This is a genomic window from Chromobacterium sp. S0633, assembly GCF_024158805.1.
Classification (GTDB): Bacteria; Pseudomonadota; Gammaproteobacteria; order Burkholderiales; family Chromobacteriaceae; genus Chromobacterium.
This window is the reverse complement of record NZ_JAMZGH010000003.1, coordinates 238,499-252,155: the sequence shown is the minus strand read 5'-3', so window position 1 is coordinate 252,155 and position 13,657 is coordinate 238,499. Positions and strand designations below refer to the sequence as shown.

The 13,657-nt window shown below is 66.3% G+C and carries 13 protein-coding genes; 11 read left to right on the top strand and 2 right to left on the bottom strand.

Annotation, left to right across the window (positions count from 1 at the left end):
- The first annotated feature begins 12 nt into the window (after positions 1 to 12).
- The 10 genes from NK214_RS03300 to NK214_RS03255 all read left to right on the top strand — a co-directional run bounded on the left by NK214_RS03300 (position 13) and on the right by NK214_RS03255 (position 10,744).
- Complete coding sequence (locus NK214_RS03300; RefSeq protein ID WP_146176705.1) at positions 13 to 1,020, top strand: hypothetical protein; 1,008 nt, start codon at positions 13 to 15, stop codon at positions 1,018 to 1,020.
- Between the two features lie 17 nt (positions 1,021 to 1,037).
- On the top strand, positions 1,038 to 1,406 hold the full coding sequence (locus NK214_RS03295) for a response regulator (RefSeq protein WP_048409685.1): 369 nt from the start codon (positions 1,038 to 1,040) through the stop codon (positions 1,404 to 1,406).
- A gap of 13 nt (positions 1,407 to 1,419) precedes the next feature.
- Complete coding sequence (locus NK214_RS03290) at positions 1,420 to 1,770, top strand: lipid asymmetry maintenance protein MlaB (protein WP_107800491.1); 351 nt, start codon at positions 1,420 to 1,422, stop codon at positions 1,768 to 1,770.
- The gene (locus NK214_RS03285) at positions 1,760 to 4,036 is read left to right on the top strand and encodes a chemotaxis protein CheA (RefSeq protein WP_253313747.1); all 2,277 of its coding nucleotides are present in this window, start codon (positions 1,760 to 1,762) and stop codon (positions 4,034 to 4,036) included. Before NK214_RS03290 ends, NK214_RS03285 begins: the two co-directional genes overlap by 11 nt.
- Positions 4,033 to 5,670, top strand: coding sequence for a methyl-accepting chemotaxis protein (locus NK214_RS03280; RefSeq protein ID WP_253313746.1), 1,638 nt, complete (start codon positions 4,033 to 4,035; stop codon positions 5,668 to 5,670). The genes NK214_RS03285 and NK214_RS03280 overlap by 4 nt, the downstream gene beginning before the upstream one ends.
- A gap of 12 nt (positions 5,671 to 5,682) precedes the next feature.
- Complete coding sequence (locus NK214_RS03275; RefSeq protein WP_107800494.1) at positions 5,683 to 6,243, top strand: chemotaxis protein CheW; 561 nt, start codon at positions 5,683 to 5,685, stop codon at positions 6,241 to 6,243.
- 6 nt (positions 6,244 to 6,249) lie between these two features.
- Entirely contained in the window at positions 6,250 to 7,830 is a 1,581-nt protein-coding gene (locus tag NK214_RS03270; protein ID WP_253313745.1) for a methyl-accepting chemotaxis protein, read from the top strand.
- 76 nt (positions 7,831 to 7,906) lie between these two features.
- A complete protein-coding gene (locus tag NK214_RS03265; protein WP_107800496.1) occupies positions 7,907 to 8,431 on the top strand; it encodes a chemotaxis protein CheD in 525 nt (174 codons plus the stop codon).
- Entirely contained in the window at positions 8,428 to 9,528 is a 1,101-nt protein-coding gene (locus NK214_RS03260; protein ID WP_107800497.1) for a chemotaxis response regulator protein-glutamate methylesterase, read from the top strand. Before NK214_RS03265 ends, NK214_RS03260 begins: the two co-directional genes overlap by 4 nt.
- 13 nt (positions 9,529 to 9,541) lie before the next feature.
- A complete protein-coding gene (locus tag NK214_RS03255) occupies positions 9,542 to 10,744 on the top strand; it encodes an EAL domain-containing protein (RefSeq protein WP_253313744.1) in 1,203 nt (400 codons plus the stop codon).
- Between the two features lie 9 nt (positions 10,745 to 10,753).
- Here NK214_RS03255 and NK214_RS03250 read toward each other — a convergent pair whose 3' ends face one another.
- Complete coding sequence (locus NK214_RS03250) at positions 10,754 to 11,743, bottom strand: serine/threonine protein kinase (protein WP_253313743.1); 990 nt, start codon at positions 11,741 to 11,743, stop codon at positions 10,754 to 10,756.
- Between the two features lie 79 nt (positions 11,744 to 11,822).
- Here NK214_RS03250 and selA point away from each other — a divergent pair, with 79 nt between their 5' ends.
- Positions 11,823 to 13,229, top strand: a complete 1,407-nt coding sequence (selA, locus tag NK214_RS03245; RefSeq protein WP_107800499.1) for an L-seryl-tRNA(Sec) selenium transferase — start codon at positions 11,823 to 11,825, stop codon at positions 13,227 to 13,229.
- Here selA and NK214_RS03240 read toward each other — a convergent pair.
- Positions 13,212 to 13,544 (bottom strand): GlpM family protein, encoded by a 333-nt coding sequence (locus tag NK214_RS03240; RefSeq protein ID WP_107800500.1) that lies wholly within the window; start codon positions 13,542 to 13,544, stop codon positions 13,212 to 13,214. The genes selA and NK214_RS03240 overlap by 18 nt on opposite strands.
- Positions 13,545 to 13,657 lie beyond the last annotated feature (113 nt).

Here is a 13,657-nt window from a genome sequence, read left to right as displayed (position 1 = left end):
CGGTTGATCGACATGGTCCTGCTCCCGCCTCTGACGCCAAGAAACCGCCTGTTGCTGGGCCTGGCCATCAATGGCGGCGTCCTCTGCTGGCTGTTCTGGGGGCATCCGCTGCTTTGGGCCGGACTGGCGCTCAGCTGCGCCGCGCTGGCGCTGGTCCTGTTCTGGCCGGCGCCGGCCGCCGCCGCGGAGCCGGCCCCGACTCCGGACGAATACTGGCAGGGCTTCGCCAGCCACGTCTGCGCCTTGCTGCCCTTGTGGGCCGGCCACATCTCCTTGGGCAAGGAGCAGATGGACGACGCCGCCAACCGGCTGACCTTGCGCTTCGACGGCATACTGCGCCAAGTGGGCGGCGCGGTGCCCAAGCCGGGCGAACACACCGACCAGGCGGCGCTGGCCCAGGCGGAGAGCCGGCTCAAGCACATGCTGCAGCTATTGCAGAACGCCACCCGGCAACAGACCGATCTCGCCATCCACCTGCACACCCTGGGCCAATCGGCCAACACCCTGCAGAACCTGGTGCGCAGCCTGGTCAGCGGCCACCAGCTGGACGGCGAGCAAAGCATGGAGCAATTGGGCAGCGACACGCTGGAACAGCTGTCCCGGCTGCAGAACCAGATCGACAAGGCCATGGACAGCCTGGCGCAGATGGCGCACGAGCCGCTGCGGCCGCACGCGCCGCTGAACGCCGCCGACGCCTCCGCGCCGGCGGAAGAAGCCGCGCCGGACGACGAGGCCGTCCAATCCCAATCCTTGCAGCAAGCGCTGGAAGACATCCTGGTGCAGCTGCAATTCCAGGACCGGGTCGACCAAATCCTCAGCGGGGTGCAGAACGATATGCGCCGGCTGGAGAGCGTCTTCAGCCAGGCGCTGGTGGACACCGAGCGTCGGCCGACGCCGCCGGACACCGCCGCCTGGCTGGACGCCTTGAAAAACAGCTATACCACCCATGAGCAGCGCGTCCTGCACAGCAGCGACCAAGCGGAATCGGGCAATAAGCAAAACAACATCACTTTCTTTTGATCCGGGGAATGTTCCAGATGGCCAAGACCATACTCATCGTCGATGACTCGGCCAGCCTGCGGCAGGTGGTTCGCATGACGCTCGCCGGCGCGGGCTATGAGGTGCTGGAGGCCGCCAACGGCCAGGAAGCCCTTGACGTGCTGGACGGACGCAAAGTCCATTTGATCGTCTCCGATGTGAACATGCCGTTGATGGACGGCATCGCGCTGCTGCGCAATATCAAGGTCCATCCCAATTACAAATTCACTCCGGTCATCATGCTGACCACGGAATCCTCCGAGGAAAAGAAGCAGGAAGGCAAGGCCGCCGGGGCCAAGGCCTGGGTGGTCAAACCCTTCCAGCCGCCGGTGCTGTTGACCGCCGTTTCCAAATTGATCCTGCCCTGATCGGGAGCCCGACATGCCGCGCGCCCGCAAAAAACCAGACGCCAAAGACAGCGCGCCCGCCGCGCCGGCCGCCGCCGTTTTCCAACTGACGCTCAGCGGAGAACAAACCATTTACCAGGCGGCGGAACTGCATCAGCAGCTCCACGCCGCCCTCGCCGGCCACGCCGCCATCGAACTGGACCTGTCCTGCGTCGGAGAGCTGGACTGCGCCATCGCCCAGGTCTTGCTGTGGCTGCGCCGGGAAAGCCTGCGCAAGGACGTCGCGTTGCGCTTCATCGCCCCCAGCCCGGCCTCGCTGGACTTCATCCGCCTGGTGGGCCTGCAAGGCCAGCTCTCTTTGGAGGAGGTCGCGCATGGATCTTGAACTGGCGCTGCAAACCTTCTTCGAAGAATCCAACGATCTGCTGGGGGAGATGGAAAGCATTCTGCTGGACGCGGAAGCCGACTCCACCACCACGGAACAGTTGAACGCCCTGTTCCGCTCCATGCACACCATCAAGGGCTCGGCCGGGCTGTTCGGCCTGGACGTCGTCGTCGGCTTCACCCATGAAGTGGAAAACGTGCTGGACCTGCTGCGCGACGGCGCGCTGCGGCTGGACGATATGCTGACCGGCCTGCTGCTGCGCTGCCACGACCACGTCAAGGAAATGCTGACCGCGCTGGCGGCCAAGGACAGCCTGGAGCGTTTCGCCGGCACCGAGCTGCTGGACGAGCTGGTCGCCTACAGCCGCGCCGCCGGCGGCGCGGCCGCCCAGGAGGCGCCGGCCGGGATGGAACAAACGGAAGCGCCGCCCGAGCCGCAGCCCGAGCTCGCCGCGCCGCCGCCGGAGCAATGGCTGCTGTCGCTGCGCTTCGGCCCGGACATGCTGCGCAACGGCATGGACCCCTCGTCCTTTATCCGCTATCTCGCCACCATAGGCGAGATCGACCGGATCGAGGCTGTCGCCACCCAGCTGCCAAGCGGCGACGACTTCAACCCGGAAACCAATTATCTGCGCCTGGAGGCGCTGTACCGCAGCCAGGAGGCGCAGCAGACGCTGCTGGATGTTTTCGAGTTCGCGCGCGAAGACAGCGAGGTCCATATCTGGCCGTGGCCGCCCAGCTCGCGGCAGCAGGCTCAGACCCTGGCCAGCGCGCCGCGGGAGGAGGCCGACGCGGTCCGGGCGGTATGGCTGCGCTTTGGCCTGGAGCCCGCAGCCGATACCGCCGAGCCGGAAGCGGCGTTCGCCGAAGCGGAGGCGACGGCGCCGTCGGTGGAAATCGTGGAGTTCGCGCCGGACGAACCGCTTGCCGCCGACGCCGTGTCCGATGCCCCCGCCGACGCCGCGCCGGAAGCGCCCGCCGCGCGCGCCGCCGCCAAAACCGCCGGCGACGCCAAAAGCGGCAAATCGGCCGAAAGCAAATTCATCAAGGTGGAGGCCGGCAAACTGGACAGCCTGATCAATCTGATCGGCGAACTGGTGATCGCCGGCGCCGCCGCCAATCTGGTGGCGCGCCGCTCTCAGCAAAGCGCGCTGGTGGAGTCCACCCAGACCATCGCCAATCTGATCGAGCAGATACGCGCCGGCACGCTGTCCATGCGCATGATACAGATAGGCGAAATCTTCAACCGCTTCCCGCGCGTGGCGCGCGACGTCTCGCGCGAACTGGGCAAGGACATCCAGCTGCACATCTCCGGCGCGGAGACCGAGCTGGACAAATCCATGGTGGAAAAACTGGGCGATCCGCTGATGCACATCGTGCGCAACGCCATCGACCACGGCATAGAAACCACCGAGCGCCGGCTGGCCGGCGGCAAGCCGGCCGAAGGCCATGTCTGGCTCAACGCCTACCATGAATCCGGCAGCATCGTGATCGAAGTGGCCGACGACGGCGGCGGCCTCAACCAAGAGCGCATCCTGGCCAAGGCGGTGGAACGCGGCCTGCTGCCCGCCGACATGGCGCTGCCGGAGCAGGACGTGTTCCGCCTGATCTTCGAGGCCGGCTTCTCCACCGCGGACCAGGTCACCAACATCTCCGGCCGCGGCGTGGGCATGGACGTGGTGAGGAAAAGCATAGAGCAGCTGCGCGGCACCATAGATATCGAATCCGAACTGGGCTTAGGCACCACCTTCCGCATCCGGCTGCCGCTGACCCTGGCCATCATCGACGGCTTCCTGGTGGAAGTCGCCGCCGCCACCTTCGTGGTGCCGCTGGAAGCGGTGATCGAATGCATAGAGCTGCCCGCCGCGCTGGACAAGGACAGCGTTCACGACTGCCTGAACCTGCGCGGCGAACTGCTGCCCTTGCTGCGCCTGGACGGCTTTCTGGAACTGCCCGCCGTCGCGGCCAAACGCCGCAACGTGGTGGTGGTGCACTACGGCGAACGCAAGGCCGGCCTGGTGGTGGACGCGCTGCTGGGCGAATTCCAGACCGTGATCAAGCCGCTGGGCAATCTGTTCCGCCACCTCAAGGCCATCAGCGGCTCCACCATTCTGGGCACCGGCGAAGTCGCCTTGATTCTCGACGTGCCCGCCCTGATCCACCATGCCACCCAAAAAGAGGCGGAGCGGTACGCGCTGCTTCCCGCCCGGGAATGGGAAGCTGGCACCACAAACACCGCGGCGAAAACGGATAGGAGCGCCCAATGAGCCAATACAAACACGGCATGTCCATCGCGCAGAAGCTCGGCCTGGGCTTCGGCCTGATCATCGCGCTGATGCTGATCTGCGTCAGCGCGGCGCTGTACGGGCTGGAGATCAGCAATATCGCCCTGCGCGACATCACTCAGGTCAACAATGTGGAAAGCCGGCTGGCGCGCCAATTGATCAGCGACAACCAGGACATCCGCATCGCCTACCGCAATGTGATGCTGGCCGAGGGGCCCGCCGACATCAACAGCGCGCTGCAAGCCTATCAGGCGAGCAAAGTCGCCTATATGGACAGGGAAAAGAAACTGGCCGAAGTCTTCCGGCAGGCCGACAACAACACCCCTCAGGAGCTGGAACAGATGAGCCGCATTCAGAACATGCGGCCGGCCACGCTCACGATGGTGGACAAGGCGGTGGACCTGGCCAATCAAGGGCGTCAGGACGAAGCCAAGAAACTGATGCAGAACGAGATCGCGCCGCAAATGGTCGCCTTCAACCAGCAACTAACCGCGCTGGCGGACCTGGAGGACAAACTCAACGACCAGTTGGCCAATCAGGCCAACGCCAGCTATCAACAGGCGCACTGGGTGATGATCGCGCTGTCCTTGCTGGCCGCCCTGATCAGCGCCGGCCTGGCCACCCTGATCACCCGCAATCTGCTGCGCACCCTGGGCGGGGAGCCGCACTATGTGTCCGAGGTGATGCGCCAGGTGGCCGACGGCAATCTGGACGCGGAAATCCGGCTGCGTCCGGGCGACCAAAGCAGCTTGTGCGCCGCCATCGCCGTCACCATTGAACGGATGCGCAACATCATCGCCGAGGTCAAGAGCGGCTCCGAGGCGCTGTCCAGCGCCGCGCAACAGATCAACTCCACCTCGCAGGCGCTGTCCCAGGCCGCCAGCGAACAGGCGGCCGGCATCGAGGAAACCTCGGCATCGGTGGAGGAAATGTCCTCCTCCATCAGCCAGACCAACGACAACGCCCGCGTCACCGAGAGCATCGCCACCAAGGCCTCGCGCGAGGCGGCCGAAGGCGGCGAGGCGGTGCGCCGCACCGTGGAGGCGATGCGCCAGATCGCCGACAAGATCGGCATCGTCGACGACATCGCCTACCAGACCAATCTGCTGGCGCTCAACGCCGCCATCGAAGCCGCGCGCGCCGGCGAACACGGCAAGGGCTTCGCCGTGGTGGCGGCCGAGGTGCGCAAGCTGGCCGAGCGCAGCCAGATCGCCGCCCAGGAAATCAGCGGCGTGGCCGGCAGCAGCGTCAAGCTGGCCGAGCAGGCCGGCCAGTTCCTGGAGGAAATCGTCCGCTCCAGCAGCCGCACCGCCGACCTGGTGCAGGAGATCGCCGCCGCCTCCAATGAACAGGCCAGCGGCGTCAGCCAGATCAACTCCGCCATCCAGCAACTGAGCCTGACCACGCAGCAAAATGCGTCCGCCAGCGAAGAGCTGGCTTCCACCGCCGAGGAAATGAACGATCAGGCCGAGCACCTGCACGAGTTGATGGGCTACTTCAAGCTGGGCGCCGCCGAGTCCTTCCACCCGGCGCCGCGCGCGCGGCGCGAGCCCCTGTTGTCGCACAAGCCGCTACACCCGCCGCTGGCGGAAGAGTCCGACTTCATCCGTTTCTAACCGGACAGCGCCATGAAACCGCTCCATCTGCAGCGCAAGCACGACAACGCCGCCTCCGCCGAACCGCAGGCCGACGCCCGCCAATACCTGACTTTCCAGCTGGGCGGCGACGTCTTCGCCATCGGCATCCTGGCGATACGCGAAATCCTGGAATACCTGAAACCGACCCACGTGCCGCTGATGCCGGCCTTCATCCGCGGCGTGATGAATTTGCGCGGCTCGGTGGTGCCGGTGATAGACCTGTCGCTGCGCTTCGCCCGCGGCGAAACCGAAATCAATCGCCGCACCTGCGTCGTCATCATCGAAGTGGAGGGCGAAGAACAATTGCAGCTGATCGGCATTCTGGTGGACGCGGTGCATGAGGTGCTGGCCATCCCCGACGCCGACATCGAACCGCCGCCTCAGTTCGGCAGCAAGATACGCGTCGACTTCATCGCCGGCATGGCCAAGCTGGACGGCCATTTTATCGTGCTGCTCAACGTCAACAAAGTGCTGTCGGTCGATGAAATGGCCTTGATCTCCAGCCTGGGCCAACAGGACGCCGCCGCGGAAACCCAGACGGAAAAGGCCTGAGCGGCGATGCTGGCCCACTTCGTCCCCGCGCCCGGCCGAAGCGCCCTGTCCGTCTCCCGGCAACTGAAACTGGGCTTCGGCGCGCTGCTGATCCTGCTGCTGGCCCTGATCGCCGCCGGGCTCTACGGCCTTGAGCAATTCCATACCCAGTTGGAAGAAATCACCCAAGTCTATGGCCGCCACGCCCGGCTCAGCGACCGCATGCACGTCCAGATCCAGGAAATGCGCATCGACTACCGCTCGCTGATCATCGTCTCCAGCCGCCGCGACATCCAGGCCTGGCGGGAGCGCTATCTGGCCGCCCGCGGCCGCTATCTGGAGTTGGAGCGGAAACTGGCCGACGCCATCGAGCGGCAGCAGGCGCCGGGCAAGGACGCACTGCAACGCTCGATGCGGCAACTGCAAGCCCAGCGCGGCCTGGCCTTCCCCATGCTGGACCAGGGCGTGCGCCAGGCCGCCGCCAATCAGAAGTACGAAGCCCGCAAAGCGCTGGACCAGGCCGCGCCGGCGCTGCTCGCCCCGCTGCGGCAAGTGCGCGAACAAGCGCACGCCTTGCGCCAGCAAGCCGCCCTGCAAGCGGAGCGCCGCGGCCGCGAACTGAAAACGCTGCTGATGGCGCTGGCCGGCGGCAGCGCGCTGGCCGGTCTGGCGCTGGCCTGGGCCATCCACCGCAATCTGTGGCGCATTCTGGGCGCGGAACCCGACGCGCTGGCCGAGCGCATGCGCGAGATGGCCGCCGGCCGGCTCTCCCGCGGCGACAGGCCGCCCTCCGGAACGCGCCGCAGCGTGCACGCCACCCTGGGCTACTGCAGCCGCCACCTGAGCGACATCATCCTGGACGTGCGCCGCAGCGCCGACCAACTGGCCGACAGCGCCCAGGAAATCCGGGCCACCGCCGAGGCGCTGGCGCAAAACAGCTGGGCCGCCGCGCTCAGCGTCGGCGCCACCGCCCACTCCTGCGCCCAAATGCACGAAGTCAGCCAAAGCAATCTGGCGCAGGCGGAACTGACCAACGCCGCCGCGCACGACGCCGCGCGCCAGGTGGCGGACGGCAAGCAAGCGGTGCAGACCGCGGAAAGCGCGCTGGAGCAGATCGCCGGGCGCATAGAAATCGTCGAGGACATCGCCTACCAGACCAATTTGCTGGCCCTCAACGCCGCCATCGAAGCCGCCACCGCCGGCCCGCACGGCCGCGGCTTCGCCGTGGTGGCCGACGACGTGCGCAAACTGGCGGAACGCAGCCAGAACGCCGCCCGGGAAATCGGCGAACTGGCCCGGCGCAGCCGCCATGAAGCGCGTCTGGCCGCGCGCGCGCTGTCCGGCATTCTGGAGCGCAGCGCGGCCACCGCGGAGTTGGTGGGCGGCATCAGCACCGCCAGCCGGGAAGAAGCGCGCGGCATCGCCCAGGTCAACGGCTCGATGGAACACCTGGGCGACGTGTCCCAGCGCAACACCGCCAACAGCGAAGCCCTGGCCGCCACCGCCGCCGAAGTGCACAAACAGGCTGCGCGCCTGCAACAGCAAATCGCCTATTTCCTGGTCCGGGAATCGGGCGCGGCGGCGGAGGACGCGCCGAATCCGCCCTGAAACGGCGCGGCAACTGTTCTACATTGAAACGAATGAACCGGTCGCTTGGCCGACTTTCGGCGCAAAGGCCCTGGCAATGACAAAACAAGAAGTCGATATATTCCTGCATCCCGGCGATTGGTACTTCGGCGACAAGCACCACAAGATCCGCACGCTGCTCGGCTCCTGCGTCTCGATCACGCTGTGGCACCCCAAGGCTAAGATCGGCGGCATGTGCCACTACCTGCTGGCGCGGCGCACCGACCGCAGACCGACGGCGCTGTCCGGCCGCTACGGCGACGAAGCCATGCTGCTGATGCTGCACGAGGTGTTGGCCTCCGGCCTGCCCTTGCAGGAATTCCACGCCAAGCTGGTGGGCGGCGCCGCGGTGCTGGCCGGCGTCGAGCGCGATCAGCCGCACGACGTGCCCTCGCGCAATATCGACATGGCCTACCAGTTGGTCAAGCAGCTCGGACTATCGGTGCAGGCGGAGGATTTGGGCGGCAACAGCCCGCGGTTGGTGATGTTCGACCTGGCCACGGGCGATGTGTGGGTAAAACAGACGCAGGACGCGGACATGAGCAGGATTTCCGCACACCATAAGGCAAGGACTCGGGCATGACTATCAAAGTGCTGATCGTGGACGACTCTGCAGTGGTTCGCCAGGTGCTGAGCCAGGTTTTCAGCCAGGCAACCGGCATGACGGTGATGGATGTGGCCACCGACCCCATCGCCGCGATGGAAAAAATGAAGCAGCAATGGCCGGACGTCATCGTGCTGGACATCGAGATGCCGCGCATGGACGGCATCACCTTTCTCAAGCAGCTGATGGCCAGCCGGCCCACGCCGGTGGTGATCTGCTCCTCGCTGACGCAGAAAGGCACCGACATCAGCATGCAGGCGATGGCCGCCGGCGCGGTGGAGGTGATCGCCAAGCCCATGGCCGGGGTCAAGGGCTTCCTGGAGGAAAGCGCCAATCAGCTGGTGCACGCGGTGCGCAGCGCCGCCGCCGCCCGGATGAACCGGGTGCGGGTGATGCCCTCGGCCGGCGGCTCCGCGCCCGGCGGCGCCGCGCCGGCGTCCAACCCGCTGGAGACCCGGCCCAAGCTGTCCGCCGACGCCATCCTGTCCGCGCCCACCGGCGGCAATATGTTCGCCACCACCGAACGCATCATCGCCGTGGGCACCTCCACCGGCGGCACCCAGGCGCTGGAAACCGTGCTCACCGCGCTACCGCGCACCTGCCCCGGCCTCGCCATCGTCCAGCACATGCCGGAAAAATTCACCCGCTCCTTCGCCGAGCGGCTGGACAGCCTGTCCCAGATCGAAGTCAAGGAAGCGAGCAACGGCGACCGCATCCTGCCGGGCCGCGCGCTGATCGCCCCCGGTGGCAAGCACATGATGATCAAGCGCAGCGGCGCTTTTTATCTGGTGGAGGTGGTGGACGGCCCGCTGGTCAGCCGCCACAAGCCCTCGGTGGACGTGCTGTTCCGCTCCGCCGCCAAGTTCGCCGGCAAGAACGCGCTGGGCATCATCATGACCGGCATGGGCGACGACGGCGCCAAGGGCTTGAAGGAAATGCACGACTGCGGCGCCAAGACCATCGCCCAGGACGAGGAAAGCTGCGTGGTCTTCGGCATGCCCAAGGAGGCGATCCGCCTGGGCGCGGCCGACGAAGTGATGCCGCTGGACACCATCGCCAAGGCGATTTGCCGTTGAACGAGGAAACACCATGCAACTGGATATCCAGGACGTCCTGATCATCGACGACAGCACCTTGCAGCGTCAGCACGGCTGCGAGATCTGCCAAGGCCTGGGCGCGCAGCAGATCCGCCAGGCCGCCAACGGCGAGGAAGGCCTGGAGCGGATGCGCGAGCAGCTTCCCAGCCTGATCCTACTGGATTTGGAAATGCCCAAGCTGGACGGCGTGCAAGTGATGCAGCACATGGCCAAAGAAGGCCTGGGCGCGCCGCTGGTGGTCACCTCCAGCAAGGATTACCTGCTGATCTCCACCGTGGAGCTGATGGGGCGGGAACTGGGTCTGCCGGTGCTCGGCGGCCTAAAGAAGCCGCTGCGCCAGCCCGAGCTGCTGGACCTGCTCAAACGGGTGTGGACGCCCAAGGGCGGCGACGACCATCACGCCGAACTGTTCAGCGAGGTGGAAGTGCGCGAAGCGCTGGACAAGGGCGAGATCATTCCCTACTACCAGCCCAAGGTCACCCTCAACGGCGGCCTGCTCAAGGGCGCGGAAATGCTGGCGCGCTGGCAGCACCCGGAACTCGGCATCGTCTCCCCCGCCCGTTTCATCCCGGTGGTGGAGGCCAGCGGCTGGGCCACCGAACTGACGCTGAGCATGCTGGACCAGGGCCTGAAGCAATGGCAGGAATGGGCGCGCCGCGGCCTGCGGCTGCCGCTGTCGGTCAATCTGTCGGCGCTGTCGCTCAAGGGTGACAACCTGACCCAGCAAATCGAACAACGGCTGCTCAGCACCCATGTGCCGCCGCGCTTCATCATTTTCGAAGTGACGGAAACCGCCATCGCCGACAATCTGGCCGAAGCCATCGGCATCGCCGCCCGGCTGCGCCTGGGCGGCCTGGGCCTGTCCATCGACGACTTCGGCACCGGCTTCGCCACCTTGCAGCAACTGACCCGTTTCCCGTTCACCGAACTGAAAATCGACCAGTCGCTGGTCACCTCGGTGTCCACCAAGCCTCATCTGGAGGCGGTGCTCAACAGCGTGATCGAATTGGCCCAGCGCATGCAGCTGACCACGGTGGCCGAAGGCATAGAAACCACCACCGATCTGGACTTCATGGGCAACCGCGGCTGCTTGATGGGCCAGGGTTATTTCATCGCCAAGCCGATGGACGCGCCCCACTTCGAAAGCTGGGTCAAGGAAAGGATGCAGCAAAGCAAGGAAGCCAGCACCGGCTGAACCGCACGCTCAGGCAGACCACAGCGGCGGCTCGTCCAGCAGCGCAATCTGTTCGCGCAGCGTCAGTATCTGCTCCTCCCAGTAACGCTGGCTGTTGAACCAGGGGAAGGCGGCCGGGAAGGCCGGATCGTGCCAGCGCCGCGCCAGCCAGGCGCTGTAATGGATCAAGCGCAAGGTGCGCAGCGCCTCCAGCAGATGCAGCTCGCGCAGATCGAACTCGCAAAAATCCTCGTAGCCGGCCAGCACCTCGGCCAGTTGCGCCGACTGCTCCTCGCGGCTGCCGGACAACAGCATCCACAAATCCTGCACCGCCGGCCCCATGCGGCTGTCGTCGAAGTCGACGAAATGCGGGCCGTCGTCGGTCCACAGCATATTCCCGACATGGCAATCGCCGTGCAGCCGCAGCGCGCTCACCGCGCCGGCGCGCTGGTAAGCGCGGTCGACGCCGGCCAGCGCCTGCTCCAGCACGCCGCGGAAGACTTCGCGCAGTTCCGGCGGCAAGTCCGCGTGCCGCAATAGATAGTCCGCCGGCTCGCGGCCGAAGCTGTCCGCGTCCAAAGCCGGCCGCCGCGCGTAATCCTCCACCCGGCCCAAAGCGTGGATGCGGCCCAGAAAGCGGCCTGTCCATTCCAGCGTGCGCGCGTCGCCCAACTCCGGCACCCGGCCGCCGCGACGCGGAAACAAAGCAAAACGGAAACCGCCGTGATGATGCAAGGTGGCGCCCTTGAAGGCCAGCGGCGGCACCACCGGAATCTCGCGCTCCGCCAATTGCAGCGAAAACGCGTGTTCCTCCAGAATCTGCTCATCGCTCCAGCGCTCCGGCCGGTAAAACTTGGCCACCAGCGGCGCGGCGTCGTCGATGCCGATCTGGTAAACCCGGTTCTCATAGCTGTTCAGCGCCAGCAGGCTGCCGGAGCTGTAAAGGCCAAGGCTGTCCACGGCGTCGAGAATGGCGTCCGGCGTCAGGCCGGCGAAGGGAGGCGTTTGATGTGTCTGCATCCAGGCATTATACGCAGCCGGCAGCGCTCGAGCGTAAGCGGGTAAAATGAAGGAATCTGACCTTGCGCCGGAAGCTTCCATGGACCTGAAGAACCTGTACACCCGCCTGCCCTCCGTTGACCGCCTGCTGGGCCACGAGCGTCTGGCCCGCCTGCTGGGCCGCCACGGCAACGCCGCGCTGGCCGAGGCCGTGCGCCAGACGCTGGAGCAGGCGCGCCGGACCATACGCGAACAACAGGCGCTGCCCGCCTGGGCCGACAGCGACGACAGCCTGGCCGCCGCCGTCGGCGACCGGGTCGCCGAACGGCAACGCATGCGGATGCGGCCGGTGTTCAATCTGTCCGGCACCGTATTGCACACCAATCTGGGCCGCGCGCCGATGGCCGAGGCCGCGGTGGAAGCCGTCGCCGCGGCGATGCGCGAAGCCGCCACGCTGGAATTCGATCTGCAAGGCGCCGGCCGCGGCCACCGCGACCAGGCGGTCAGCGAGCTGCTGCGCGAACTCACCGGCGCCGAAGCCGCCTGCGTGGTCAACAACAACGCGGCCGCGGTGCTCATCATGCTGTCCACCGTCGCCGCCGGCCGCGAGGTGATCCTGTCCCGCGGCGAGATGGTGGAGATCGGCGGCGCCTTCCGCATGCCGGACGTGATGCGTCAGGCCGGCTGCCGGCTGGTGGAAGTGGGCGCCACCAACCGCACCCATCTGAAAGACTATCGCAACGCCGTCACCGCGGAAACCGGCCTCCTGCTCAAGGTCCACACCAGCAATTACGCGATTCAGGGCTTCGCCAGCAGCGTGGCGGAGGCGGAACTGGCGGAACTGGCTCGCGAACGCGGCCTGCCGGTGGCCACCGACCTGGGCTCCGGCGCGCTGATCGACCTGGCCGCCTACGGCCTGCCGCACGAGCCTATGCCGCAACAGATGATCGCCGCCGGCGTTGACCTGGTCAGCTTCTCCGGCGACAAGCTGCTGGGCGGCCCGCAGGCCGGCCTGATCATCGGCAAGCGCGAATGGATAGACAAGATTCAGCAGCACCCGCTCAAACGCGCGCTGCGCTGCGACAAGATGACGCTGGCGGCGCTGGAAGCCACGCTGCGGCTTTATCTGGAACCGGACCGGCTGGCCGACACGCTGCCGACGCTGCGCCGGCTGAGCCGCCCGCAAGCGGCGATGCGCGCCAGCGCCGAGCGCTTGCTCGCTCCGCTGAGCGCGGCGCTGGGAACGGACTACCTGGTGGAAGGCGCCGCCTGCCTGTCCCAGATCGGCAGCGGCTCACTGCCGGTGGACCGGCTGCCCAGCTGGGCACTGGCGGTTTCGCCGGCCGACGGCCGGGGCGGCACGCTGGAACGGCTGGCCGAAGCGCTGCGCGCGCTGCCGCAGCCGGTGATCGGCCGGCTGGCCGACGGCAGGCTGTGGCTGGACCTGCGCTGTCTGGAGGACGAAGCCGGCTTCATCGCCAATCTGGCCTCATTGGCGCGTCCATAGCCAGATCAAGACGCCGGCGGCCGCGGCCCAGCACGCCGCCGCGCCCAGCAAGGCCGCGCCCAGCCGCCAGCGGTCTATCAGCCAATACAGGGCCAGCAAATAGATGAAATAAGGCAGCAGCGAAGCCATGCCGAACAGCAAGGTGGTTTTCAGCTCGGCCGCGCCGCGCTCGCTGCCGACAATATAGTGCGCGATCAACGCAAAAGTGGGGAACAGCGGCACCAGGCCGGCGATATAGTAATTCCTGGACCTGGCCAACACGCTGATCAACAGCACCGCCAGCGCGCCCAAGGCGCTTTTCAGCAATAAAGCCATTCCCCTCCCCGTCCCCGGAAAACCCCAATTGTGTCACAAGGCGTCCCCGCCGCGGCTGAGGTTCATTCTTGTTCTCATTCTCATTAATAAAAACAATCAATTTTTTAAAATTA